Genomic DNA, 25,315 nt, shown 5'->3' with positions numbered 1-25,315 from the left:
CACACATGTTGAAAGTGGAGCCGATCCCCGCCTTTCAGGACAACTATATCTGGGCCATCCACGACGGCCAATGCGCCGCCGTGGTGGATCCAGGCGAGGCCGAGCCCGTGGAGCGCTTTCTGGCGCAACGCGGGCTGGCACTGGGCGCTATTGTAATCACCCATCACCATGGCGATCACCAGGGTGGCGTATCCGATCTGCTGGAGGCGCATCCGGCCGGCCCCGACGGCACCCCGATGCCGGTCATCGGCCCCGCCGGCGAGCGCATCGGGCACCGCACCCAGGCCGTGCGCGAGGGCGACATCGTGACGCTGGCGCACCCGGCCACCAGCTTCCGGGTAATCGATGTGCCGGGCCACACCGCCGGGCACGTCGCCTATGCCGGCGACCTGCCCGGGGCCGGCCACGTGGTGTTCTGCGGCGATACCCTGTTTGCCAGCGGCTGCGGGCGCCTGTTCGAGGGCTCGCCCGCCCAGATGCTGGCGTCGCTGGACAAGCTGGCAGCCCTGCCGGGCGACACCCGGGTCTACTGCGCCCATGAATATACGCGCAGCAATGTCCGCTTTGCCCAGGCCGTGGAGCCCGGCAATGCCGACCTGTCGGCCTGGTCCGATCGGGTAGATGCGCTGCGCCAGGCCGATACCCCGACCGTGCCCACCACCGTGGCCCATGAGCGCGCAGTCAATCCGTTCCTGCGCTCGCGCGAGCCGGCGGTGCGCCACGCGGTGCAGGCCCAGGGTGGCGACGTCAGCAGCGATGCCGCGGCTTTCGGCGCCTTGCGCGGCTGGAAGGACAACTTCCGCTGATACATTTCAGACGTTTCGAGCCAGGCGGGAGCCGTGGAGCGCCCGCCAGGTAGCGCATGATGTCCAAATTGCATCTTGGGGAAAATCTCATTGACGCCAACCCACCTTTTCCATAGGATCAGGCGAAATTTTTGGCGTCACTTTCAGAGAAATTAATGAGATTTGGTCGATTTCTGGCGGTAGTTGCGTGTGCCGCGCTGCTTGCAGCCTGCGCCAGCACACCCACACCGCCCGCCGGCGAGATGTCCGGCACGCCGACCGCCCTGGAAGCCGGTTCTCCCAAGGACCCGCTCAACACCCTGAACAGCACCGGCAAGCCCGGCATGCGCTCCAGCAGCACCGTCGTCAACGTCGACCAGACCAGCGTGGACTGGCTGCGCGGCCCGTCCAGCGATATCTGGGGACGCATCCGCAAGGGTTTTGCGATGCCGGACCTGGAGGGCACGCTGGTCGATGACCGCACGCAGTGGTACGCGGCGCGGCCTGACTATATGGAGCGGATGGTGGGGCGGTCGAGCCGCTACCTCTACCACATCGTGGAGGAGCTGGAGCGCCGCAACATGCCGACCGAGCTGGCCCTGCTGCCGTTCGTGGAGAGCGCGTTCAACCCCCAGGCGGAGTCCACGGCCAAGGCGGCCGGGATGTGGCAGTTCATCCCCAGCACGGGCAAGTCCTACAACCTCAAGCAGAACATGTTCCGCGACGAGCGGCGCGATGTGCTGGCGTCCACCGACGCCGCGCTCGACTACCTGTCGCGGCTCTATGACATGTTTGGCGACTGGCACCTGGCGCTGGCCGCGTACAACTGGGGCGAGGGCGCCGTGTCGCGCGCCATCGCGCGCAACCAGGCGCGCGGGCTGCCCACGGACTACGCCAGCCTGACCATGCCGAACGAGACGCGCTATTACGTGCCGAAGCTGCAGGCGGTGAAGAACATCATCGCCAACCCGGCCGCGTATGGCGTACGGCTGCCCGAGATTCCGGACCACCCGTATTTCGTGACGGTCACCACGTCGCGCGATATCGATGTGGCGCTGGCGGCCAAGCTGGCCAACATGCCGCTGGACGAATTCAAGGCGCTGAACCCGTCGTTCAACCGGCCCGTGATCCTGGGTGCGGCGAATCCGCAGATCCTGCTGCCGTTCGATAACGCCGAGCGCTTCCAGTACAACCTCAATACGTACCGGGGCGGGCTTTCCACGTGGACGGCCATGACCGTGGACAGCCGCGAGCGCGTGGAAGCACTGGCCGCACGGCTCAATGTCGATGCCGACACGCTGCGCGAGATCAATCGCATTCCCAAGGGCATGCGGCTGAAGGCCGGATCGACGGTGATGATTCCGCGCACGGAACGCCACGACCAGGACATCAGCGCGTCGCTGGTGGACACCGCGATGCTGGCCGTCGAGCCCGATGTACCCGACGCCCGGCGCGTGGTGGTCAAGGCGGGCCGCAAGGACACCGTGTCGTCGGTGGCGCGCCGTTATGGGGTGTCGACGCACCAGGTGCAGTCGTGGAACAAGCTGTCGGGCAGCAAGCTCGTGGCCGGGCAAAGCCTGGTGCTGATGCTGCGGCCCAATTCGGCTGCCGCAGCGCGCGCCGAGCGTGGCGACGACGGCGACGATACACCCGTGCGTGGCGCCGCCCATGGCAAGTCGCGCGGCAAGACCGTTGCCGCCAAGTCTGACAAGGCGCCGGTCTCCAAGGCGTCGAAAGCCGACAAGGCCGAGCCGCGCAAGCGTGTGGTGGTGGAAGCCGCGCCGCACAAGGGCGCCGCCAAGCCCTCCGGCAAGCCGGCGCCAGCCAAGTCGACCACTTCCGCCAAGGCTGGCAAGAGCCAGTCTCGCTGATCTACGATGTTCCGCCCCGCGCCTGGCGCCGGGGCGGCGACTGATCTCCCGCCTCCTCTTTTGCCTTTCCGTTTGCGTTGACAGCCGTCAACGACTGCAGTGGCATGGCCCGGTCAAAGTGGCACCTTCCCGTCTGGTGCCTCCTTTGCCGATGTCCCTTCTCAGAACGCTCTGCGGATTGCCGCTCGTCGCGGCATGCATGGGCGCCGCGTGCGATACCGTGCGCAGCGACGCCGATGCCGCCGCCAATGCCTCATTCCCCGTCCCGAAACTGATCGCCCATCGCGGCGGCACCGCCGATCGTCCAGAAAACACACTGGTCGCCATCGAAGCCGCGCTGGCGCGGCAGGTGGACATGATGTGGCTGTCGGTCCAGCTCAGTGCTGACGGCGAGCCGGTGCTGTACCGGCCCGCGTCGCTGGGCGCGCTGACCAACGGCAGCGGCAGGGTGGCCGACTGGTCAGCCGCTGCGCTGGCCCAGCTCAATGCCGGATGGAATTTCGCCGAGACCGGTCCGGGCGGCATCAAGCACTATCCCTATCGAAGCCGGCCAGTCGGGATTCCCACGCTGCGCGATGCCTTGCGGGCGATTCCGGTTGATATACCCGTCGTGCTCGACATGAAGTCGACGCCGGCGGAGCCGCTGACCGTGGCCGTGGCCCAGTTGCTGACCGCCGAGAACGCCTGGGGGCGCGTACTGATCTATTCGACCGACGCGGAATTCCAGCGCACGTTCGCGGCGTGGCCCCGGGCGCGCCTGTTCGAGTCGCGCGATGCCACGCGCAACCGGCTGGTGGGCGCCACGCTGGGCCAGACCTGCGGCGCACTGCCCGCCTCGGGCGCGTGGGCCGGATTCGAATTGCGACGCAACGTGGAGGTGGTGGAGCAGTTCACCCTGGGGGAGGGGCGCTCGGCGGTGCGCGCGGTGTTCTGGACCAAGGATTCCGTGCGCTGCTATCGCGAAAAGACGCGCGCCAACCTTGTGGCGTTTGGCGTCAACGACATTGCCGCCTATTGCGAGGCCAAACGGCTGGGTCTCGATGCGGTCATGGTAGATTCTCCAAAAGAGATGGCCGGCATTCGTGCCCAGGTGATGCAGGACCCCGCGCGATGCAATAACTAGTCCCAATAGCTAGTTGCAATCGCCCGACGCGGGACGCAGTACATCGCCACCGGCAGGCCGTCGCCATCCGCACCGCATTCACGATTCAAACGACAAAGCGGAGGAGACACATCATGACGGCAAGCCGTGCCCTGCACGCGCGTTCCCTGTCTGACAAGGCCGGATTCTGGGCCGAACAGGCCGCGCGGATCCACTGGGAAACCCCGTTCGAGCGCGTGCTCGACGACAGCCATCCACCGTTTGCCCGCTGGTTCGTCGGCGGGCACACCAATATCTGCCACAACGCCATCGACCGGCACTTGCCCGAACGGGCCGACCAGCGCGCGCTGGTCTACGTGTCGACCGAAACCGATAGCGAGCGCATCTACACGTACCGTGAATTGCATGACGAAGTGAGCCGCATGGCGGCCACGCTGCAGGCGCTGGGCGTGCAGCGCGGCGACCGCGTGCTGGTCTACATGCCGATGATTCCCGAGGCGATGTTCGCGATGCTGGCGTGCACCCGCATCGGGGCCGTGCATTCGGTGGTGTTTGGCGGGTTTGCATCGGTCAGCCTGGCCGCGCGCATCGACGATGCCCGGCCGAAGGTGATCGTCAGCGCCGACGCGGGATCGCGTGCGGGCAAGGTGGTGCCCTACAAGCCGCTGCTGGACGAAGCGATCCGGCTTGCCGGCCATCATCCCGACAAGGTGCTGCTGGTGGACCGTCAACTGGCCGACATGCCGCGCACGGCGGGCCGCGACGAAGACTACGCCGCCTGGCGCGACAAGGTGGCCGGGCAGCAGGTGCCGTGCGTCTGGCTGGAATCGAGTGAGCCGTCGTATGTGCTCTACACCTCGGGTACCACCGGCAAGCCCAAGGGCGTGCAGCGCGATACCGGCGGCTATGCGGTGGCGCTGGCCACGTCGATGGAGTACATCTTCTGCGGCAAGCCTGGCGACACCATGTTCACGGCATCGGATGTGGGCTGGGTGGTGGGGCACAGCTATATCGTCTACGCGCCCTTGCTGGCCGGCATGACGACGGTGATGTACGAGGGCACGCCGATCCGCCCGGACGGCGGCATTCTCTGGCGCATCGTGGAGCGGCATGGCGTGAACATCATGTTCAGCGCGCCTACGGCCATCCGCGTGCTCAAGAAGCAGGACCCGGCGCTGCTGCGGCGCCACGACCTGTCCAGCCTGCGGCTGCTGTTCCTGGCCGGCGAGCCGCTGGACGAGCCGACCGCGCGCTGGATCCAGGACGGCATCGGCAAGCCCGTGGTCGACAACTACTGGCAGACCGAATCGGGCTGGCCGATCATCGCCATCCAGCGCGGCGTGGAAGCGCTGCCCGCCAAGCTGGGATCGCCCGGCGTGCCGGCCTATGGCTACGACCTGCGCATCGTCGACGAGGTGACTGGCGAAGAGTGCCAGCCGAACCAGAAGGGCGTGGTGGCCATCGACTATCCGCTGCCGCCCGGCTGCATGACCACGGTCTGGGGCGACGACGACCGCTTTGTACGCACGTACTGGTCGGCGGTGCCGAATCGCCAGTGCTATTCGACGTTCGACTGGGGCGTACGCGATGCCGATGGCTATATCTTTATCCTTGGGCGCACCGACGACGTGATCAACGTGGCGGGCCACCGGCTGGGCACGCGCGAGATCGAGGAAAGCCTGTCGTCGCATCCGGGCGTGGCCGAAGTGGCCGTGGTGGGCGTGCAGGACGCGCTGAAAGGGCAGGTGGCGCTGGGCTTCTGCATCGCCCGCGACGCCAGCCGTACCGGCACCGACGCCGACCGCATGGCCTTCGAGGGCGAGCTGATGAAGACCGTGGAGCAGCAACTGGGCGCGGTGGCGCGGCCGGCCCGCGTGTTCTTTGTCAATGCGCTGCCCAAGACCCGCTCGGGCAAGTTGCTGCGACGCGCCATCCAGGCCGTGGCCGAAGGACGTGATCCAGGCGACCTGACGACCATCGAGGATCCGACGGCGCTGGATCAGGTCAAAACCGCGCTGGGATGACCTCATGTGACGATATCTTCCCTTCTCGGCTAATTTTCGAGTATTGCCGGGGAGGGAAGCGCATCGGCCCGGACCTAAAATTCCTCTTGCCAGCGCCCGTCCAGCGCTCTAATATTTTAAGCATAAAATATTTAACCCTGATGTAGAGCGACATGGGCTGCGTGCCGGTGTCGTGCAGGAGACTGTCAGATGCGCGTGCTCTGTATTGGTGGCGGCCCGTCCGGGCTGTACTTTGGCCTGCTGATGAAGCTGCAGGACCCGTCCAACGATGTGGTGGTGGTGGAGCGTAACCGTCCCTACGACACATTTGGCTGGGGCGTGGTGTTCTCGGACGCCACGCTTGAAAACCTGAAGCAGGCCGACCCGGTCAGCGCGGCCGAGATCAACGCCGCGTTCAATCACTGGGACGATATCGACATCCATATTGGCGGACGCACGATCCGCTCGGGTGGCCACGGGTTTATCGGCATCGGCCGCAAGAGGCTGCTCAACATCCTGCAGGCTCGCTGCGAGGCGCTGGGCGTACGGCTGGTGTTCGAGACCGACGTGTCCGACGATCAGGCGCTGGCGCAGCAGTACAACGCCGACCTGGTCATTGCGTCCGACGGCATCAACAGCCGCGTCCGCACGCGCTACGCCGAGACCTTCGCGCCCGATATCGACACCCGCCAGTGCCGCTTTGTCTGGCTGGGCACGCACAAGCTGTTTGACGCGTTCACGTTCGCGTTCGAAAAGACCGAGCACGGTTGGTTCCAGGCGCATGCCTACCGATTTGACGACAGCACGTCGACGTTCATCGTCGAAGCCCCCGAGCCGGTCTGGCGCGCCGCCGGCATCGAGCAGATGAGCCAGGAAGACGGCATCGCGTTCTGCGAAAAGCTGTTCGCGCGGCATCTGGATGGCCACAAGCTCATCACCAACGCCACGCACCTGCGCGGTTCGGCAAGCTGGATCCGCTTTCCGCGCGTGATCTGCCATTGCTGGGTGCACTGGAACACGCTGGCGGACGGTCGCCGGGTGCCCGTGGTGCTGATGGGCGACGCCGCCCACACCGCGCACTTCTCGATCGGTTCCGGCACCAAGCTGGCGCTGGAGGACGCGATCGACCTGGCCAACGAGATCGGCGCGCAGCGCGCGGCTGGCGTGGACGGCCTGCCCGATGCGCTGACGCGCTACGAGGCCACGCGCAGCGTGGAGGTGCTGAAGATCCAGAACGCCGCGCGCAATTCCACGGAATGGTTCGAGAACGTCGAGCGCTACACCGGCATGGCGCCCGAGCAGTTCGCCTATTCGCTGCTGACGCGCTCGCAGCGCATCTCGCACGAGAACCTGCGGGTGCGCGACGCTGGCTACGTCGATGGCTTCGAGCAATGGCTGGCCACGCAGGCCGGCGTGCCGCCGGAGACGCTGAAGCTGCGTGCGACATCCGGCGACGCGGCGCTCCCTCCCATGTTCACGCCCTACACCGTACGCGGCGTGACGCTGAAGAACCGCGTGATCGTGAGCCCGATGGCGATGTATTCGGCGGTCGACGGCGTGCCCGGCGACTTCCACCTGGTGCACCTGGGCTCGCGGGCCATGGGCGGCGCCGGCATGGTGGTGGCCGAGATGACCTGCGTGTCGCCCGATGCGCGCATCACGCCGGGATGCCCGGGGCTCTGGAACGACACCCAGCGCGACGCCTGGAAGCACATTGTCGACTTCGTGCACGCCAACGGCGACGCAAAGATCGCCATGCAGCTTGGCCACGCCGGGCGCAAGGGCTCCACGCAGCTTGGCTGGCAGAAGATGGACCATCCGCTGGAAGACGGCAACTGGCCGCTCGAATCGGCGTCGGCGCTGCCGTACATGCCCGGCATCTCGCAGGTGCCGCGTGAAATGACCCGCGCCGACATGGACCGCGTGCGCGACGACTTCGTGGCCAACGCGCAGCGCGCGGCGCAGGCCGACTTTGACTGGCTGGAACTGCACTGCGCGCACGGCTACCTGCTCTCCAGCTTTATCTCGCCGCTGACCAACCAGCGCACCGACGACTACGGTGGCACGCTGGCCAACCGGCTGCGGTTCCCGCTGGAAGTCTTTGCAGCAGTGCGTGCCGTGTGGCCGCAGGACAAGCCGATGTCGGTGCGGATCTCGGCCCACGACTGGGTGGAGGGCGGCATCACGGCTGACGACGCCGTGGAGATTGCTCGCGCGTTCAAGGCCGCCGGCGCGGACATGATCGACTGCTCGTCGGGCCAGGTGAGCCCCGACCAGGCGCCGGTCTATGGCCGGATGTACCAGACGCCGTTCGCCGACCGCATCCGCAACGAGGCTGGCATCCCGACCATCGCGGTGGGCGCCATTTTCGAGGCCGATCACGTCGACAGCATCGTCGCGGCGGGCCGGGCCGACCTGTGCGCGATTGCCCGGCCGCATCTGGCCGATCCGGCATGGACGCTGCACGAGGCGGCGAGACTCGGCTTCCGCGACGTCACGTGGCCGAAGCAGTACGTGGCCGGCAAGCGGCAGCTCGAAACCAATCTTGCGCGTGCGACATCGTACGCGCAGCAACCGGGGAAGTAGCCATGGCGATGACGCTGCAGGGACGCCATGCGCTGGTCACCGGCGGTGGACGTGGCATCGGCGCCGCCGTGGCGCGCCGGTTGCTGGAGGAGGGCGCCAGCGTGACGCTGCTGGGCCGCGACTGCACGGTGCTCGACGCCGCGATGCAGGCGCTGGAGCCGCTGGCCGCAGACGGCGCGGCGCTGGGCGCGGTGACCGCCGACATCACCGATGCCGACCAGGTGTCGGCGGCCGTGGCGCGTGCCAACGGCGAGCGCGGGCCGGTCACGCTGCTGGTGAACAACGCCGGGCAGGCGCACAGCGCACCGTTCGGCAAGACCGACCTGGCGCTGTGGCAGCGCATGCTCGACGTGAACCTGACCGGCACGTTCCTGTGCACGCAGGCGGTGTTGCCGGCGATGCTGGAGCAGGGCTGGGGCCGCATCGTCAACGTGGCGAGCACGGCCGGGCTGATCGGCTATGGCTACGTCAGCGCCTACTGCGCGGCCAAGCACGGCGTGATCGGCCTGACCCGCGCGCTGGCACTGGAGGTGGCCGCCAAGGGCATCACGGTCAACGCGGTATGCCCCGGCTACACCGAAACCGACATCGTGCGCGACGCGGTGGCCAATATCGTCGGCAAGACCGGCCGCACCGAGGATCAGGCACGCGCGGAACTGGCGGCACGCAACCCGCAGAAGCGGCTGGTGCAGCCGGAAGAAGTGGCTGATGCCGTGGCGTGGCTGTGCCGGCCGTCGTCATCGGCGATTACCGGGCAGGCAATTCCGGTGGCGGGGGGCGAGGTAATGGCGGGGTAAGTCGTTATCCAGTTCGGTTAGCTCCCCGCGCCGGTTTGCTCCCCTCTCCCGCGTTGCGGGAGAGGGGCTGGGGGAGAGGGCCAGCGGTGCAACCTGCGACGTGTTCGGCAAGCAGAACCTCAAGCCCTCACCCCCAACCCCTCTCCCGCCATGCGGGAGAGGGGAGTAGAGACAGAAGTGGAAGTAGACGCAGCGGTGATTCCACCACCCAGTTTTTGCTCCCCTCTCCCGCCATGCGGGAGAGGGGAGTCACCAACAAAGACAAGCACCAACGAGACAATCAATGACCGACATCGCCCTGGACATGCGCCACCACAAGCGCGCGTTTGCCGACTACCAGCCGAAGCACTTCCTGTGGTCCGTGTCGGCCGACGGCAAAGTGGCCACGATTACGCTGAACCGGCCCGAGCGCAAGAATCCGCTGACGTTCGATTCCTATGCCGAACTGCGCGACCTGTTCCGCGCGCTGTGCTACGCCACGGACATCAAGACCGTGGTGATTACCGGAGCGGGCGGCAACTACTGCTCGGGTGGCGACGTGCACGAGATCATCGGGCCGCTGACGCGCATGTCCATGCCCGAACTGCTCGACTTCACGCGCATGACAGGCGATCTGGTCAAGGCGATGCGTGCATGCCCGCAGCCAGTGATCAGCGCAGTGGGCGGTATCTGCGCCGGCGCGGGCGCGATGATGGCGCTGGCTTCCGACATGCGGTTGGGTACGGCCCAGGCCAAGACCGCCTTCCTGTTCGTGCGCGTGGGCCTGGCCGGTGCCGATATGGGCGCCTGCACGCTGCTGCCGCGCATGATCGGGCAGGGCCGTGCCAGCGAACTGCTCTACACGGGCCGCTCGATGAGCGGGGAAGAAGGGCTGCAATGGGGCTTCTTCAACGCACTGCACCCGTCCGACGCGGTGCTGGCCGAAGCGCAGGCGCTGGCGGCGCAGATCGCGGCCGGCCCGACATTCGCGCATGGCGTGACCAAGAAGCTGCTGCATCAGGAATGGAACATGGGCGTGGACGAAGCCATCGAGGCCGAAGCCGAGGCGCAGGCCATCTGCATGCAGACCCGCGATTTCCGGCGCGCCTACGACGCGTTCGTCGCCAAACAGAAACCCGTGTTCGAAGGCGACTGAGGAGCCCGCATGAGCGACAAGACCTATCTCGACCTGCCGTTCTTCGACGACACCCACCGTGAGCTGGAATCGAAACTCGACGCCTGGTGCGGTGAAGCGCTGCGCGATATCGATCACCACGATGCCGACGCCGCATGCCGCGCGTTGGTACGCCAATTAGGCCAGGTCGGCTGGCTGCGCTACTGCGTGCCGGCGGCCTACGGCGGCGCGCTGCCTGCACTGGATTCACGTGCGCTGTGCGTGTTGCGCGAAACGCTGGCCCGCCACGATGGCCTGGCCGACTTTGCATTCGCGATGCAGGGGCTGGGTTCGGGCGCCATCACGCTGGCCGGCAGCGACGCCGTACGCGAGCGCTACCTGCCGCGCGTGGCCCGGGGCGAGGCCATCGCCGCATTCGCATTGTCCGAGCCCGAGGCTGGTTCGGACGTGGCGGCGATGCAGTGCAGCGCGCGGCTCTCTGACGACGGCAGCCACTACGTGCTGGACGGCGCCAAGACCTGGATCTCGAACGGCGGCATCGCAGATTTCTACTGCGTGTTCGCACGCACCGGCGAGGCGCCCGGCGCACGCGGCATCACCGCGTTCGTGGTGGACGCCGATACGCCCGGACTGACCATCGCCGAACGCATCGACGTGATCGCGCCCCATCCGCTGGCCACGCTGCGGTTCGACGGCTGCCGCGTGCCGGTGGGCAACCGGCTCGGCGACGCAGGGCAGGGCTTCAAGGTGGCGATGATGACGCTGGACATCTTCCGCGCCTCGGTAGCTGCGGCAGCGTTGGGCTTTGGCCGTGCTGCGCTGGACGACGCGCTGGCCCGCGCCACGTCGCGCCCGATGTTCGGCGGCGTACTGGCCGACCTGCAACTGACCCAGGCGGCCATCGGCGACATGGCGACGGCCATCGACGCGGCCGCGTTGCTGACCTACCGCGCCGCCTGGCTGCGCGACGTGCGGCAGCAGCGCACCACGCGCGAGGCGGCAATGGCCAAGATGGTGGCCACCGAGAACGCGCAGCAGGTGATCGACCGTGCCGTGCAGATCTTTGGCGGCCTGGGCGTCAAGGTGGGCACGCGTGTGGAATGCCTGTACCGCGAGATCCGGTCGCTGCGTATCTACGAAGGCGCCACCGAGGTACAGAAGCTGATCATCGCGCGCGAGACGCTAGCCGGTCGCCAGGTCTGACGGACCCGATTCCAAACAGGAGACAAACATGGTCGCCCCGAATGTCGCCCCTAGTGTCGCCACCGCGCACGTCGACACCTTCGCGCAGGACAGGCTGCCGCCGCCCGAGGCGTGGCCGCGATTCCAGTTCAACGACGACACGCGCTACCCCGCGCGGCTGAATGCGGCCGTCGAACTGGTGGACCGGCACGTGCGCGAAGGCAAGGGCGAGCGCGTAGCCGTGCGGCACGAACGCGATGGCCGCATTGCCACGGTGACCTACGCGGCGCTGGCCGCGCTGGTCAATCGTATCGCCCATGTGCTGGTGGAGGACATGAAGCTGGTGCCGGGCAACCGTGTGCTGCTGCGCGGGCCGAACAACCTGATGATGGCGGCAAGCTGGCTGGCGACGGTCAAGGCGGGGCTGATCGCCGTGCCAACGATGCCGCTGCTGCGCGCCAAGGAGCTGCGCCAGATCATCGACAAGGCGCAGGTCACGGCGGCGCTGTGCGATACGCGGCTGCGCCAGGAGCTTGAGGCGAACATGAACGCCGGCAGCGAGCACCACTGCCCGACGCTGTCCACGGTGCGGTACTTCAACGGCACCGGCGCCGATGCGCTGGAGACGGCGATGGTAGGCAAGCCCGATACCTTCACGGCCTGCGACACCGCCGCCGACGATATCTGCCTGATCGCGTTCACCAGCGGCACCACGGGCCAGCCCAAGGGCACTGTGCATTTTCACCGCGATGTGCTGGCGATGTGCGACCTGTTCCCGCGCCACGTGTTGAAGCCCACGCCGGACGACGTTTTTTGCGGCACGCCGCCGATCGCGTTCACGTTCGGGCTGGGCGGCATGCTCTGCTTTCCGCTGCGCATCGGCGCCAGCACGGCGCTGGCCGAAAAGCTCACGCCGGAAACGCTACTCAAGCTGATCCAGGATCACCGCGCCACCGTGGTGTTCACGGCGCCGACGTTCTACCGGCAGATGGCCACGCTGGCCGGCAATTTCGATATCGGCAGCCTGAAGAAGAGCGTGTCCGCTGGCGAGGCGCTGCCGGATGCCACGCGGCAGGCATGGAAGGCCGCCACCGGCATCGAGATGACCGACGGGCTGGGCGGCACCGAGATGATGCACATCTTCGTGTCCAGCGCCGGCGCCGAGGTACGCCCGGGTGCCGTGGGCCGCGTGGTGCCGGGCTACGAGGCACGCATCGTCGACGACAACATGCAGCCGGTGCCGCCGGGCACGGTGGGCAAGCTCGCGGTGCGCGGCCCCACTGGCTGCCGCTACCTCGACGACCCGCGCCAGGCGTCGTACGTGCGGGACGGCTGGAACCTGCCCGGAGACACGTTCATGGCCGATGAGGACGGCTATTACTTCTACCAGGCGCGCTCCGACGACATGATCATCTCGGCCGGCTACAACATCGCCGGCCCCGAGGTGGAGGGCACGCTGATGAAGCACCCGTCCGTGGCCGAGTGCGGTGTGGTGGGCGCTGCCGACGTCGAGCGCGGCCAGGTGGTCACGGCCTACGTGGTGCTGCGCCCCGGCGTGGTGGCCGACGAGGCCACGCGCACCGCGCTGCAGGACTACTGCAAGCGCGAAATCGCGCCGTACAAGTACCCGCGCCGCATCGAGTTCGTGACCGTGCTGCCGCGTACCGAGACGGGCAAGCTGCAGCGCTTCCGGCTGCGCCAGATGGCCAACGAGGTTGGCGCCGAAGCTCCGGGCGAGGCGGAGGCCGTGCGGCGATGAGCGAGGTATTCCGCAATCACGTGCGCATCCGTTTCAAGCATTGCGACGCCGCCGGCATCGTCTTTTATCCGCGCTACTTCGAAATGCTGAACGACTTCATCGAGGACTGGTTTGCTGAGGGACTCGACTGGCCGTTCGACGCGATGCACGGCACGGGGCACGCGGGCATTCCCACGGCCGAGCTGCAATGCCTCTTCGAGGCGCCGAGCCGGCTGGGCGAGCAACTGACGCGCGAACTGCGCGTCACGCATGTGGGCCGCAGCAGCTTTGCCGTGGCGATCCGCTTTGCGGGCCCGGACGGCGACATCCGCATGGCGATCACCCAGCGGCTGGTGTGCGTGGATACGCGCTCGATGACCTCGCAGCCGCTGCCGGACGCCGTGCGCACCGCGATGGGGCGCTACCTGGCACCGGCCGCCTGAACCGCACACCGACAAGACAGAACAGACAGAACACGCAGAACAGACTAAGGAACCGACATCATGCTGAAGACACTGCAACCGCCCGACTGGGCGCCGCCCAAGGGCTACGCCAACGGCATCATGGCCGAGATGCAGGTGGGCAGCCGCCTGATCTTCGTGGGTGGCCAGATCGGCTGGAACGGCCAATGCGAATTCGAGACCGACGACTTCGCGCTGCAGGTGGCGCAGACGCTGCGCAATATCGTGGCCGTGCTGGCGCAGGGCGGGGCGGGTCCGGAGCACATCGCGCGCATGACCTGGTATGTGAAGGACAAGGCCGAATACGTGGGCGCCTACAAGGCCATCGGCCAGCACTATCGCGACATCGTTGGCCGGCATTTCCCGGCCATGACCGCCGTGGAGGTGGCCGACCTCGTGGAGCCGCGCGCCAAGGTGGAGATCGAGGTCACGGCGGTGGTGCCGGCCGCCACCTGAATTGTTGTGCGAATGTAAATGGACGGAAGGTGATGGAAGGCAGAGGGCCGGGCGCCGGGCGGCATGACAAATAAGTCTCCCGGCCTCCTGTCCATCGTAAGTTCTTGAATACTTGAGAAATTGGGTGCGGCGGGATATAATTCGAAAGTTTCGCTTTCAGAACCCTTCACCCTAGCGCCTACCGTATTCCACCTTCCGCCGCCCTGTTTGCGCGGGTTTTTCATGCACTGCACAAAAGTGATGAAACAGCCACGCGTTGAGCCGGTCCTTCAATGGGCCGCGCACGGGCACGAGGCGTTGAGCAGGTCGGTCACGGGGTGAGTCCAGCAGGAGCCTACCCGTGTTACCGTCTTTTCCGTCCGCCATCCTCGCGCTTGCAGACGGCACGGTCTTTCGTGGCTATTCCATCGGCGCTTCCGGCCATACGATCGGCGAAGTGGTGTTCAACACCGCTATCACCGGTTATCAGGAAATCCTCACCGACCCCAGCTATTCCCGGCAGATCGTCACGCTGACGTATCCGCATATCGGCAATTACGGCGTCAATCCTGAGGATGTAGAAGCCACGAAAGTCCATGCCGCCGGCCTGATCATCAAGGATCTGCCGCTTCTGGCATCGAATTTCCGCAAGGAACACACGCTAGCCCACTACCTGAAGCAGGAAAAGGTCGTGGCGATCGCGGGCATCGATACCCGCAAGCTGACCCGTATCCTCCGCGAGAAGGGCGCCCAGAACGGCTGCATTCTCGCCGGCGAGGACAACGTCCAGAAGGCCATCGACCTGGCACGCTCGTTCCCGGGCCTGGCCGGCATGGACCTGGCCAAGGTCGTGTCCGTCAAGGAACCGTACGAGTGGACCCAGACCGAGTGGAAGCTCGGCGAGGGCTACGGCCGTCAGGACAAGCCCCAGTTCCACGTGGTGGCTTTTGACTACGGCGTCAAGTTCAACATCCTGCGCATGCTGGCCGAGCGCGGCTGCAAGGTGACCGTGCTGCCGGCGCAAGCCAGCGCGGCCGACGCCCTGGCGCTGAATCCGGACGGCATCTTCCTGTCGAACGGCCCCGGCGACCCCGAGCCTTGCGACTACGCGATTGCGGCCACGCGCGAGTTCATCGCCCGCGGCATCCCCACGTTCGGCATCTGCCTAGGTCACCAGATCATGGCGCTGGCTGTTGGCGCGAAGACGCTCAAGATGAGCACGGGCCACCATGGCGCCAACCATCCGGTCAAGGATCATGACGATGGCCGCGTGGTGATCACGTCGCAGAACCACGGTTTCGCCGTGGACGCCTCGACGCTGCCGGCCAACGCGCGTGTGACGCATACGTCGCTGTTCGACGGCACGCTGCAAGGCTTCGCGCTGACCGACAAACCTGCCTTCTGCTTCCAGGGTCACCCCGAGGCATCGCCGGGTCCGCATGACATCGCGTACCTGTTCGACCGCTTCACGAAGCTGATGCAGGACGCCCGCGCCAAGCAGGCTGCCTGAAGCGGCCGGCGAGAACGAGAAACATTGAACGGGATCCGTCCATGACCGAATTCATGCATGCCAGCTTCGGTATCACCGATTTCTGGACCTATGTGCTCGGCACGATCTTCATCGTGCTGCTGCCGGGGCCGAACTCGATGTATGTGCTGTCGGTGGCGGCCCAGCGCGGCGTGCGTGCCGGGTACAAGGGCGCCTGCGGCGTGTTCGTGGGCGATGCGATCCTGATGGTGCTGTCGGCCGCGGGCGTGGCTTCGCTGCTCAAGGCCAGCCCGGCGCTGTTCCACGTGGTCAAGTACGTGGGTGCTGCCTACCTGGCGTGGATCGGCTTTCAGATGCTGCGCGGTGCCGTGCGCAACTGGTCGAAGCCCGCCGTGGCTGCGGCCAGCCAGGCGGATGCGCCAGTGGCGGTGGACCGGTCCGCGAACCCGTTCACCAAGGCACTGGTCATCAGCCTGCTGAACCCGAAGGCCATCCTGTTCTTCATCTCGTTCTTCATCCAGTTCGTCGACCCGCAGTTCGCGTATCCGGCGCTGTCGTTCGTGGCGCTGGGCCTGGTCTGCCAGATCTGCAGCTTCGCGTACCTGACCACGATCATTTTCGTGGGCGCGAAGCTGGCCGATGCGTTCCGCCGCCGCCGTCGCCTGTCCGCAGGCATGTCGAGCGGGGTCGGGGCCATGTTCATCGGCTTCGGCGCCAAGCTGGCCACGGCCACCCTGGGCTGACGGTCAAAACCTGATTCCGGTACGGCCGCGCGGAACCTGCGCGGCCGGCCAATAAAGAGAGCGTGCAATGCCAAAGCGCACAGACATCAAGAGCATCCTTATCATCGGCGCCGGCCCGATCATCATCGGCCAGGCGTGTGAATTCGACTACTCCGGCGCACAGGCCTGCAAGGCGCTGCGCGAGGAAGGCTTCAAGGTCATCCTGGTCAACTCGAACCCGGCGACCATCATGACGGACCCGAACACGGCCGACGTGACCTACATCGAGCCCATCACCTGGGAAGTGGTCGAGCGCATCATCGAGAAGGAGCGCCCCGATGCCATCCTGCCGACCATGGGCGGCCAGACCGCGCTGAACTGCGCGCTGGACCTGCATCGCCATGGCGTGCTGGACAAGTACAAGGTGGAACTGATTGGCGCGTCGCCCGAGGCGATCGACAAGGCCGAGGACCGCCAGAAGTTCAAGGACGCGATGACCAAGATCGGTCTCGGTTCGGCCAAGTCCGGCATCGCCCACTCGATGGACGAAGCCGTGGCCGTGCAATCGCGCATCGCCCAGGAAACCGGCTCCGCCGGCTACCCGATCGTGATCCGCCCGTCGTTCACGCTCGGCGGCACCGGCGGCGGCATCGCGTACAACCGCGAAGAGTTCGAAGAGATCTGCAAGCGCGGCCTGGACCTGTCGCCCACGCGCGAGCTGCTGATCGAAGAATCGCTGCTCGGCTGGAAGGAATACGAGATGGAAGTGGTTCGCGACCGCGCGGACAACTGCATCATCATCTGCTCGATCGAAAACCTGGACCCGATGGGTATCCACACCGGCGACTCGATCACGGTGGCCCCGGCCCAAACGCTGACCGACAAGGAATACCAGATCCTGCGTAACGCCTCGCTGGCGGTGCTGCGCGAGATCGGCGTGGACACCGGCGGCTCGAACGTGCAGTTCTCGATCAATCCTGTCGATGGCCGGATGATCGTGATCGAAATGAACCCGCGTGTGTCGCGTTCGTCGGCGCTGGCCTCGAAGGCCACGGGTTTCCCGATCGCCAAGGTCGCGGCCAAGCTGGCCGTGGGCTACACGCTGGACGAGCTCAAGAACGAAATCACCGGCGGCCAGACCCCGGCGTCGTTCGAGCCGTCGATCGACTACGTGGTCACCAAGGTGCCGCGTTTCGCGTTCGAGAAGTTCCCGCAGGCCGACAGCCACCTGACCACCCAGATGAAGTCGGTGGGCGAGGTGATGGCCATGGGCCGTACGTTCCAGGAATCGTTCCAGAAGGCGCTGCGCGGCCTGGAAGTGGGCGTGGACGGCCTGGACGAGAAGTCGACCGACCGCGACGAAGTGATCGAGGAAATCGGCGAAGCCGGCCCGGACCGCATCTGGTACGTGGGCGATGCATTCCGCCTGGGCATGTCGCTGGAAGAAGTGCATGCCGAAACCGCCATCGATCCGTGGTTCCTGGCCCAGATCGAAGACATCGTCAAGACCGAAGGCCTGGCGCGCAACCGCACGCTGGAAAGCCTGTCGGCCGCCGAACTGCGCTTCCTGAAGCAGAAGGGCTTCTCGGACCGCCGCCTGGCGCGCCTGCTGAAGACCGACGCCAAGGCCGTGCGCGAAGCGCGCAAGGCGCAGAACGTGCGCCCGGTCTACAAGCGCGTGGACACCTGCGCCGCCGAGTTCGCCACGAACACCGCATACATGTACGGCACGTATGAAGCCGAACACGGCGAGTGCGAAGCCGAACCGACCGGCAACAAGAAGATCATGGTGCTGGGCGGTGGCCCGAACCGGATTGGCCAGGGCATCGAGTTCGACTACTGCTGCGTGCACGCCGCGCTGGCACTGCGCGAAGACGGGTACGAGACCATCATGGTCAACTGCAACCCGGAAACCGTGTCGACCGACTATGACACGTCGGACCGCCTGTACTTCGAGCCGCTGACGCTGGAAGACGTGCTGGAAATCGTCGACAAGGAAAAGCCGGTTGGCGTGATCGTCCAGTACGGCGGCCAGACCCCGCTGAAGCTGGCGCTGGACCTGGAAGCCAACGGCGTGCCCATCATCGGCACCAGCCCCGACATGATCGACGCCGCGGAAGACCGCGAGCGCTTCCAGAAGCTGCTGCAGGAACTGGGTCTGCGCCAGCCGCCGAACCGCACGGCCCGTGCCGAAGACGAAGCACTGCGCCTGGCCGAGGAAATCGGCTATCCGCTGGTAGTGCGTCCGTCGTACGTGCTGGGTGGCCGCGCGATGGAAATCGTGCACGAGCCGCGCGACCTGGAGCGCTACATGCGCGAGGCCGTGAAGGTGTCGAACGATTCGCCGGTGCTGCTGGACCGCTTCCTGAACGACGCGATCGAGTGCGACGTGGATGCGCTGTGCGATGGCCAGCGCGTGTTCATCGGCGGCGTGATGGAGCACATCGAGCAGGCTGGCGTGCACTCGGGCGATTCGGCCTGCTCGCTGCCGCCGTACTCGCTGTCGCAAGCCACCGTTGACGAACTGAAGCGCCAAACCGCCGCGATGGCCAAGGCGCTGAACGTGATCGGCCTGATGAACGTGCAGTTCGCGATCCAGCAGAAGGGCGGCGAAGACGTCGTCTACGTGCTGGAAGTGAACCCGCGTGCGTCGCGTACCGTGCCGTACGTGTCGAAGGCTACCGGCCTGTCGCTGGCCAAGATCGCCGCGCGCTGCATGGCCGGCCAGTCGCTGGATTCGCAGGGTATCGGCGCGGAAGTCGTGCCGCCGTACTTCAGCGTCAAGGAAGCCGTGTTCCCGTTCAACAAGTTCCCGGGCGTGGATCCGGTCCTCGGACCTGAAATGCGCTCCACCGGTGAAGTGATGGGCGTGGGCAAGGTGTTCGGCGAAGCGCTGTTCAAGAGCCAGCTGGCTGCCGGTTCGCGTCTGCCCGAAAAGGGCACCGTGCTGATCACGGTCAAGGATAGCGACAAGCCGCGCGCCGTGACAGTGGCCCGCATGCTGCACGACCTGGGCTACCCGATCGTCGCCACGCGCGGCACGGCGTCGGCCATCGAGGCAGCCGGTATCCCGGTGCGCGTGGTCAACAAGGTCAAGGACGGCCGTCCGCACATCGTGGACATGATCAAGAACGGCGAACTGGCCCTGGTCTTCACGACCGTGGATGAGACGCGTACGGCGATTGCCGATTCGCGCTCGATCCGTATCGCCGCGCTGGCCGGCCGTGTGCCGTACTACACCACCATCGCCGGCGCCAATGCCGCGGTGGAGGGCCTGAAGCACATGCAAAGCCTGGAGGTCTACGACCTGCAGGGCCTGCACAAGCAACTGGCCTGATCGACCGGCCGATGCTGCGCCGCGGAAGATGCTTCCGGGGCGCAGCCCGCCCACCGGGTTGAAACCGGCGGCGGTTCTGGCCTACACTACGTCGAATTCACCGATTGTTCTGGCGCCTTGCCGGACGATCCCAACTGAAAGCCGCGGTCGAGCGGAAGTGTCCTGGCAGGATTGCCGGGACATGGTTCCAGCTCCGCTGCGGCTCATTTTTTTGTTGAACAAGATATGAGCACCATTCCGATTACAAAGCGTGGCGCCGAACTGCTGAAGGAAGAGCTGCAGCGCCTGAAGGCCGTCGAGCGTCCTGCCGTGATCAACGCCATCTCCGAGGCGCGTGCCCAGGGCGACCTGTCGGAAAACGCCGAATATGATGCCGCCAAGGAAAAGCAGGCCTTCATCGAAGGCCGAATCCTGGAAGTGGAATCCAAGCTGTCGGCCGCCCAGGTTATCGATCCGACCCAGCTGGACACTGACGGACGCATCGTTTTTGGCGCCACCGTGGACCTGGAAGACCTAGAGTCCGGCAAGCCCGTGAGCTACCAGATCGTTGGCGACGACGAGGCCGACCTGGATACCGGCAAGATTTCCGTCAGCTCGCCGATCGCGCGTGCCCTGATCGGCAAGTTCGAGGGCGATGTCGCCACCGTGCTGGCCCCGGGCGGCGAACGCGAATACGAAGTCATCACCGTCCGATACATCTGACGCGGCGAGACAGGCGTGTTCTCGTCTTCCTACTCGAATCTGCCGCCGCTGCCGCACCGCGTCTTCCTGCTGCTGACCGTAGTCTGGGCCGGCAGCCTGTGGACGGTCGGCTACATGGTGGCGCCGACGCTGTTCTCGGTGCTGCCCAGCCGCGAGACGGCGGGCATGATCGCGGGGCATCTGTTCCGCTACCAGGCCATCCTTGGCGTAACCGTCGGGGTGCTGCAACTGGTGCTGTGCAATGTGCTGATCCGCAGGGGTGCCGCCCGCTACCGGGCGCTGCGCTGGATCGTGCTGGCCATGCTGGTGTGCGTGCTGGCCGGATATTTTGGCGTGCAACCCTTCATGGAAGGGCTCAAGGTCAAGGCGCAGGCGCTGAACCTGGGCGTGTCCGAGTCGCCATACCGTAGCCAGTTCGGCATGCTGCACGGCGTGTCGAGCGTGTTCTACCTGGTGCAAAGCCTGCTGGCCCTGGTGCTGGTGTGGCGCGCCAGCGCCCCTCGCGCGGCCGGGGAATGAAAAAAGGCGGCCATGGCCGCCTTTCTTTCGGGTTTCGGGGAACCGACCGGCATCAGACCGATCTGATCTTCCCGGTCAGCCCAGCGATTTCTTCTTCTGGCTGGTCGGACGTACGCGAGCGCGCTTGACGTTGCCGGCCTGCGTGAGGCGTTCGTTGCCCAGCACCTTGACGGCCGTGCGCGGCGCGCGGGGCTTGCCGGCACCGGTGACCTTGCGGACCATGACGGTACGCGGGGCGGCGCCAGTGCCCAGACGACGGCGCGCGGCAGCGCCCAGGTCCTCGGGCAGGTTTTCCTTCAGGCGGGCTTCACCCGGACGCCAGATGACGAGCAGCTTGCCGATATGCTGGATCGGCGCGGCATTGAGTTCGTCACAAATGGATTCGTAAATGGCGATGCGCGTTTCGCGCTCGTCCCCGAACACCCGGATCTTGATCAGATCGTGTGCCGCGAGGCTGCGGTCGATTTCGGCCAGGACCGAGCGGGTCAGGCCTTCGGCGCCGATCATGACCACGGGATTCAGGCCATGGGCGCGCGAGCGCAGTTCGGAACGTTGTGCGGGGATCAGTTGTAGAGCGGGCATCAGGGCAGCAAATTTCGGATTGGTGCGTATTATCCGCCAAAAATACGCCAGAATGTCGCCGCAAGTCGGTAAACATCATCAAATCGGGAGAAAAAAGCGCTCCCGCAATCAGGCAAGTCTCAGGAATGGCCAAGGGCAAGAACAAGTTCAACCAGTCGTGGCTGCACGACCACATCAACGATCCCTACGTGAAGATGGCCCAGCGCGAGGGTTATCGCGCACGTGCGGCCTACAAACTCAAGGAAATCGACGACCAGGACAAGCTGATCCAGCCTGGCCAGGTCATTGTCGACCTGGGCGCCGCGCCGGGAAGCTGGAGCCAGTACGCCCGCAACAAGCTGGCGGCCTCGCCGCGTGCCGTGGACGGCAAGATCGACGGCGCGGTGGTGGCCATTGACCTGCTGCCCATGGAGCCGGTGGCGGATGTCACCTTCATCCAGGGCGATTTTCGGGAGGAAGAGGTGTTCCGGGAGCTGGAAAGGGTGGTGCTGGAGGCCTCGGGTGGCTCCAGGATCGACCTTGTTATCTCGGACATGGCCCCCAATTTGTCGGGTGTGGCGTCGGCCGATTCGGCGCGGATCGAGTATTTGTGCGATCTGGCGCTGGAATTTGCCCAGGCCCATTTGAAGCCTGAAGGGTCGTTGCTGGTCAAGTGCTTCCACGGTTCCGGGTACAGCCAGATCGTGGAAAAATTCAAACGCCACTTCAAGGTTGTCGCCAAACGCAAGCCCAAGGCGTCGCGCGACAAGTCTTCAGAAACCTTTATTCTTGGGCGTTACCTGAAATCGGTGGACTGAAGGGAAGCATGAAGGTGCACGGCAACCCCCACGGCAGGCGGCAATATCCGGGTTTGTGCCGGGCACTGCCCGGCTTGCCCGGAATGGGCGGCTCGGGCACTATCAGGCTCATAGAATCAGATTTCCCTGTGGGAACGGACGCTGCATTACAATGCAATGCAGCTATCCGTTGGCAAGGCAATTGCAAAGGAGTTCGGCCTTGAATAACAACCTGTTTCAAAAGGCGGCAATCTGGCTCGTGATCGCGCTGGTATTGTTCACCGTCTTCAAGCAGTTCGACAAACCGCGTGCCCAGGACGGGGTCACCTATTCGCAGTTCATGGATGACGCCAAGAACGGCAAGGTGTCGCGCGTCGACGTGCAGGGCCGCAATCTTGTGGTGTCGCCCAAGGAAGGGTCGAAGTACACCATCATCTCGCCGGGCGACATCTGGATGGTCGGCGACCTGATGAAGTACGGCGTCCAGGTGACCGGCAAGGCCGACGACGAACCTAACGTCCTGGTCCAGGCGCTGTATTACCTGGGACCGACGCTGCTGATCATCGTCTTCTGGTTCTACATGATGCGGCAGATGCAGGGCGGTGGGAAAGGCGGTGCCTTCTCCTTCGGCAAGTCCCGTGCACGTCTTATCGATGAAAACCAGAACGCCGTGACCTTCACCGATGTGGCGGGTTGCGACGAGGCCAAGGAAGAAGTGGTCGAACTGGTCGACTTCCTCAAGGATCCTCAGAAATTTCAGAAGCTGGGCGGCCGTATTCCGCGCGGCGTGCTGCTGGTTGGCCCTCCGGGTACCGGTAAGACGCTGCTGGCGCGTGCCATCGCCGGCGAAGCCAAGGTGCCGTTCTTCAGCATCTCGGGCTCGGACTTCGTTGAAATGTTTGTCGGCGTGGGTGCTGCCCGTGTCCGCGACATGTTCGAGAACGCCAAGAAGCAGGCTCCCTGCATCGTGTTCATCGACGAAATCGACGCGGTTGGCCGCCATCGTGGCGCCGGCATGGGCGGCGGTAACGACGAGCGCGAGCAGACCCTGAACCAGATGCTGGTCGAGATGGACGGTTTCGAGGCCAACTCGGGCGTGATCGTGATTGCCGCGACCAACCGGTCCGACGTACTCGACAAGGCGCTGCTGCGTCCGGGTCGTTTCGACCGCCAGGTCTACGTGGGCCTGCCGGACATCCGTGGCCGCGAGCAGATCCTGAAGGTGCATATGCGCAAGGTGCCGATCGGCAACGACGTGGATGCATCGGTGATCGCACGTGGTACGCCGGGCTTCTCGGGTGCCGACCTGGCCAACCTGGTCAACGAGGCCGCGCTGTTTGCCGCCCGCCGCAACAAGCGTGTGGTGGACATGCAGGACTTCGAGGACGCCAAGGACAAGATCTACATGGGTCCGGAGCGCAAGTCGACGGTCATGCGCGAAGAAGAGCGCAAGGCCACGGCTTACCACGAGTCCGGTCACGCGGTGGTGGCCAAGCTGCTGCCGAAGGCCGACCCGGTCCACAAGGTTACGATCATGCCGCGTGGCTGGGCACTGGGCGTGACCTGGCAGTTGCCGGAGCATGACAAGTACTCGAAGTACAAGGACAACATGCTTGAGGAAATCGCGATCCTGTTCGGCGGCCGTGCCGCGGAAGAGGTCTTCCTCAATGCCATGAGTACCGGTGCCTCGAACGACTTCGAACGTGCCACCAAGATCGCCCGCGACATGGTGACCCGTTTCGGCATGAGCGATTCGCTGGGTGCCATGGTCTACGTGGATACCGAGCAGGACGGCATGTTCGGCAAGCTGTCGTCGAAGACCGTGTCCGAAGCCACGCAGCAGAAGGTTGACGGCGAAATCCGCCAGATCATCGACGAGCAATATGCGCTGGCCAAGCGCCTGCTCGAAGAGAATCGGGACAAGGTCGAAGCCATGACCAATGCGCTGATGGAGTGGGAAACGATCGACGCCGATCAGGTCAACGACATCATGGCCGGCAAGCCGCCGCGCCCGCCGCGTGGCCTGCAGGGCCCGAACGGTGGCGGTAACACGCCTCCCCAGGGCGGTTCGCCGGTAGCCCCGACCAACGCACCCGCCACGGCGCGCGTCGACGACACGGTGTAATTCAGGCCAGACGGCCGCGTAACAGACCGTTCTAAACGGTTTCAAACGCGGCCGGTTCTGATAGCCTCCAAAGCCGGTGCCCAGTGCACCGGCTTTTTGTTTTTCAGGATGCACATCTTGCCGATCGAGTACTTCCAGTGCGGGCGCTATCGTTTCGCCCGCCAACGTCGCCCACTGGTCATGGGCATCCTCAACGTGACACCCGATTCGTTCTCGGACGGCGGTCAGCACGCCTCGCGCGATGCGGCCCTGCGCCATGCCGAGCAGATGATCGCCGAGGGCGTCGACATCATCGACATCGGCGGGGAATCGAGCCGGCCGGGATCGGCGGCGCTGCCGCTGGACCAGGAACTGGACCGGGTGCTGCCCATCGTCGAGGCGCTGCGCGATTGCGGCAAACCGTTGTCAATCGACACCTACAAGCCTGAGGTGATGCGCGCAGCGCTGGCGGGCGGAGCCGATTTGATCAACGATATCTGGGGTTTTCGCATGCCCGGCGCCGTCGAGGCGGTGGTGGAGGGGCAAGCCGGCCTGTGCGTCATGCACATGCAGCGCGACCCCCAGACCATGCAGGAAGACCCGCAGTACGCCGACGTGGTGGCGGAGGTCGAGACGTTCCTGCGCGAAAGGGTGTCAACCCTGCGTGCGGCGGGCGTGGTCGATACGCGCATCTCGCTCGATCCGGGGTTTGGATTTGGCAAGACGCCGGATCATAATCTGCGCTTGCTTGGCCAGATGCCGCGCCTGGCCGTGGATGGCCTGCCCATCCTGGCGGGACTGTCGCGCAAATCCACGCTCGGGGCCATTGTTGGCGGCAAACCGCCGCAGGCCCGCGTGGCGGCCAGTATCGCTGCAGCGGTTTGCGCCGCCGAAAAGGGCGCATTCATCGTGCGGGTGCACGACGTAGAACAAACCGTGGACGCCCTCAAGGTCTGGTGGGCGATCCGCCATGAGTCAGTTGCCCCGCAGGGGCAGCAAGGAGAATGATC

Annotated in this window: 20 protein-coding genes; 19 read left to right on the top strand and 1 reads right to left on the bottom strand. The window is 65.5% G+C overall.

Translation table 11 applies throughout. The features are described from left to right. Positions 1 to 5 precede the first annotated feature (5 nt). From gloB to MFF62_RS15115, 16 genes are all read left to right on the top strand, one after another. Positions 6 to 806 (top strand): hydroxyacylglutathione hydrolase, encoded by an 801-nt coding sequence (gene gloB / locus MFF62_RS15190; RefSeq protein ID WP_238263940.1) that lies wholly within the window; start codon positions 6 to 8, stop codon positions 804 to 806. Positions 807 to 961: 155 nt separating this feature from the next. Next, positions 962 to 2,656, top strand: coding sequence for a transglycosylase SLT domain-containing protein (locus MFF62_RS15185; protein ID WP_238263939.1), 1,695 nt, complete (start codon positions 962 to 964; stop codon positions 2,654 to 2,656). A 151-nt stretch (positions 2,657 to 2,807) separates the two neighbouring features. After that, a complete protein-coding gene (locus MFF62_RS15180) occupies positions 2,808 to 3,779 on the top strand; it encodes a glycerophosphodiester phosphodiesterase family protein (protein WP_238263938.1) in 972 nt (323 codons plus the stop codon). A gap of 83 nt (positions 3,780 to 3,862) precedes the next feature. Beyond that, positions 3,863 to 5,782, top strand: coding sequence for a propionate--CoA ligase (locus tag MFF62_RS15175; protein WP_283205347.1), 1,920 nt, complete (start codon positions 3,863 to 3,865; stop codon positions 5,780 to 5,782). Positions 5,783 to 5,971: 189 nt separating this feature from the next. Next, positions 5,972 to 8,347 (top strand): bifunctional salicylyl-CoA 5-hydroxylase/oxidoreductase, encoded by a 2,376-nt coding sequence (locus tag MFF62_RS15170; RefSeq protein WP_238263936.1) that lies wholly within the window; start codon positions 5,972 to 5,974, stop codon positions 8,345 to 8,347. Between the two features lie 2 nt (positions 8,348 to 8,349). Then, on the top strand, positions 8,350 to 9,144 hold the full coding sequence (locus MFF62_RS15165) for an SDR family NAD(P)-dependent oxidoreductase (RefSeq protein ID WP_238263935.1): 795 nt from the start codon (positions 8,350 to 8,352) through the stop codon (positions 9,142 to 9,144). A gap of 283 nt (positions 9,145 to 9,427) precedes the next feature. Continuing rightward, positions 9,428 to 10,279, top strand: a complete 852-nt coding sequence (locus MFF62_RS15160) for an enoyl-CoA hydratase family protein (RefSeq protein WP_238263934.1) — start codon at positions 9,428 to 9,430, stop codon at positions 10,277 to 10,279. A gap of 9 nt (positions 10,280 to 10,288) precedes the next feature. Then, positions 10,289 to 11,461 (top strand): acyl-CoA dehydrogenase family protein, encoded by a 1,173-nt coding sequence (locus MFF62_RS15155; protein WP_238263933.1) that lies wholly within the window; start codon positions 10,289 to 10,291, stop codon positions 11,459 to 11,461. 28 nt (positions 11,462 to 11,489) lie between these two features. Further along, on the top strand, positions 11,490 to 13,199 hold the full coding sequence (locus MFF62_RS15150; RefSeq protein ID WP_238263932.1) for an AMP-binding protein: 1,710 nt from the start codon (positions 11,490 to 11,492) through the stop codon (positions 13,197 to 13,199). Then, complete coding sequence (locus MFF62_RS15145) at positions 13,196 to 13,621, top strand: acyl-CoA thioesterase (RefSeq protein WP_238263931.1); 426 nt, start codon at positions 13,196 to 13,198, stop codon at positions 13,619 to 13,621. The genes MFF62_RS15150 and MFF62_RS15145 overlap by 4 nt, the downstream gene beginning before the upstream one ends. A gap of 60 nt (positions 13,622 to 13,681) precedes the next feature. Further along, positions 13,682 to 14,095 carry a RidA family protein gene (locus MFF62_RS15140; protein WP_238263930.1) on the top strand — a complete coding sequence of 138 codons (414 nt, stop codon included), beginning with the start codon at positions 13,682 to 13,684 and terminating at the stop codon, positions 14,093 to 14,095. 340 nt (positions 14,096 to 14,435) lie between these two features. Next, positions 14,436 to 15,584, top strand: coding sequence for a glutamine-hydrolyzing carbamoyl-phosphate synthase small subunit (carA, locus tag MFF62_RS15135; RefSeq protein ID WP_238263929.1), 1,149 nt, complete (start codon positions 14,436 to 14,438; stop codon positions 15,582 to 15,584). Between the two features lie 41 nt (positions 15,585 to 15,625). Beyond that, positions 15,626 to 16,306 (top strand): leucine efflux protein LeuE, encoded by a 681-nt coding sequence (gene leuE, locus MFF62_RS15130; protein WP_238263928.1) that lies wholly within the window; start codon positions 15,626 to 15,628, stop codon positions 16,304 to 16,306. A 67-nt stretch (positions 16,307 to 16,373) separates the two neighbouring features. Then, positions 16,374 to 19,622: a carbamoyl-phosphate synthase large subunit gene (gene carB / locus MFF62_RS15125; protein WP_238263927.1), complete on the top strand. Its 3,249-nt coding sequence runs from the start codon at positions 16,374 to 16,376 to the stop codon at positions 19,620 to 19,622. A gap of 225 nt (positions 19,623 to 19,847) precedes the next feature. Beyond that, complete coding sequence (gene greA / locus MFF62_RS15120) at positions 19,848 to 20,324, top strand: transcription elongation factor GreA (protein ID WP_238263926.1); 477 nt, start codon at positions 19,848 to 19,850, stop codon at positions 20,322 to 20,324. Positions 20,325 to 20,339: 15 nt separating this feature from the next. Next, positions 20,340 to 20,843: a DUF4149 domain-containing protein gene (locus MFF62_RS15115; protein ID WP_238263925.1), complete on the top strand. Its 504-nt coding sequence runs from the start codon at positions 20,340 to 20,342 to the stop codon at positions 20,841 to 20,843. A 75-nt stretch (positions 20,844 to 20,918) separates the two neighbouring features. On the opposite strand, the gene MFF62_RS15110 is transcribed toward MFF62_RS15115, so the two are convergent. Continuing rightward, positions 20,919 to 21,425: a YhbY family RNA-binding protein gene (locus MFF62_RS15110; protein ID WP_238263924.1), complete on the bottom strand. Its 507-nt coding sequence runs from the start codon at positions 21,423 to 21,425 to the stop codon at positions 20,919 to 20,921. A gap of 125 nt (positions 21,426 to 21,550) precedes the next feature. Between MFF62_RS15110 and MFF62_RS15105 the strand changes: the two genes are divergently transcribed. The 3 genes from MFF62_RS15105 (at position 21,551) to folP (ending at position 25,313) form a co-directional block, all read left to right on the top strand. Further along, positions 21,551 to 22,222, top strand: coding sequence for an RlmE family RNA methyltransferase (locus MFF62_RS15105; protein WP_238263923.1), 672 nt, complete (start codon positions 21,551 to 21,553; stop codon positions 22,220 to 22,222). Between the two features lie 199 nt (positions 22,223 to 22,421). Continuing rightward, positions 22,422 to 24,326: an ATP-dependent zinc metalloprotease FtsH gene (ftsH, locus tag MFF62_RS15100; protein WP_238263922.1), complete on the top strand. Its 1,905-nt coding sequence runs from the start codon at positions 22,422 to 22,424 to the stop codon at positions 24,324 to 24,326. A 117-nt stretch (positions 24,327 to 24,443) separates the two neighbouring features. Then, positions 24,444 to 25,313, top strand: coding sequence for a dihydropteroate synthase (gene folP, locus MFF62_RS15095; RefSeq protein ID WP_238263921.1), 870 nt, complete (start codon positions 24,444 to 24,446; stop codon positions 25,311 to 25,313). Positions 25,314 to 25,315 lie beyond the last annotated feature (2 nt).

Source organism: Cupriavidus pauculus (assembly GCF_022179805.1).
GTDB lineage: Bacteria > Pseudomonadota > Gammaproteobacteria > Burkholderiales > Burkholderiaceae > Cupriavidus > Cupriavidus pauculus_E.
This window is presented reverse-complemented; position numbering and strand designations above follow the sequence as displayed.

What these genes read in the sequence shown, in the direction of transcription:
- gloB (WP_238263940.1), top strand. Translation starts at nt 6, where the DNA reads ATGTTGAAAGTGGAGCCGATCCCCGCCTTTCAGGACAACTATATCTGG.
- MFF62_RS15185 (WP_238263939.1), top strand. Translation starts at nt 962, where the DNA reads ATGAGATTTGGTCGATTTCTGGCGGTAGTTGCGTGTGCCGCGCTGCTT.
- MFF62_RS15180 (WP_238263938.1), top strand. Translation starts at nt 2,808, where the DNA reads ATGTCCCTTCTCAGAACGCTCTGCGGATTGCCGCTCGTCGCGGCATGC.
- MFF62_RS15170 (WP_238263936.1), top strand. Translation starts at nt 5,972, where the DNA reads ATGCGCGTGCTCTGTATTGGTGGCGGCCCGTCCGGGCTGTACTTTGGC.
- MFF62_RS15165 (WP_238263935.1), top strand. Translation starts at nt 8,350, where the DNA reads ATGGCGATGACGCTGCAGGGACGCCATGCGCTGGTCACCGGCGGTGGA.
- MFF62_RS15160 (WP_238263934.1), top strand. Translation starts at nt 9,428, where the DNA reads ATGACCGACATCGCCCTGGACATGCGCCACCACAAGCGCGCGTTTGCC.
- MFF62_RS15155 (WP_238263933.1), top strand. Translation starts at nt 10,289, where the DNA reads ATGAGCGACAAGACCTATCTCGACCTGCCGTTCTTCGACGACACCCAC.
- MFF62_RS15150 (WP_238263932.1), top strand. Translation starts at nt 11,490, where the DNA reads ATGGTCGCCCCGAATGTCGCCCCTAGTGTCGCCACCGCGCACGTCGAC.
- MFF62_RS15145 (WP_238263931.1), top strand. Translation starts at nt 13,196, where the DNA reads ATGAGCGAGGTATTCCGCAATCACGTGCGCATCCGTTTCAAGCATTGC.
- MFF62_RS15140 (WP_238263930.1), top strand. Translation starts at nt 13,682, where the DNA reads ATGCTGAAGACACTGCAACCGCCCGACTGGGCGCCGCCCAAGGGCTAC.
- leuE (WP_238263928.1), top strand. Translation starts at nt 15,626, where the DNA reads ATGACCGAATTCATGCATGCCAGCTTCGGTATCACCGATTTCTGGACC.
- carB (WP_238263927.1), top strand. Translation starts at nt 16,374, where the DNA reads ATGCCAAAGCGCACAGACATCAAGAGCATCCTTATCATCGGCGCCGGC.
- greA (WP_238263926.1), top strand. Translation starts at nt 19,848, where the DNA reads ATGAGCACCATTCCGATTACAAAGCGTGGCGCCGAACTGCTGAAGGAA.
- MFF62_RS15110 (WP_238263924.1), bottom strand. Translation starts at nt 21,425, where the DNA reads ATGCCCGCTCTACAACTGATCCCCGCACAACGTTCCGAACTGCGCTCG.
- MFF62_RS15105 (WP_238263923.1), top strand. Translation starts at nt 21,551, where the DNA reads ATGGCCAAGGGCAAGAACAAGTTCAACCAGTCGTGGCTGCACGACCAC.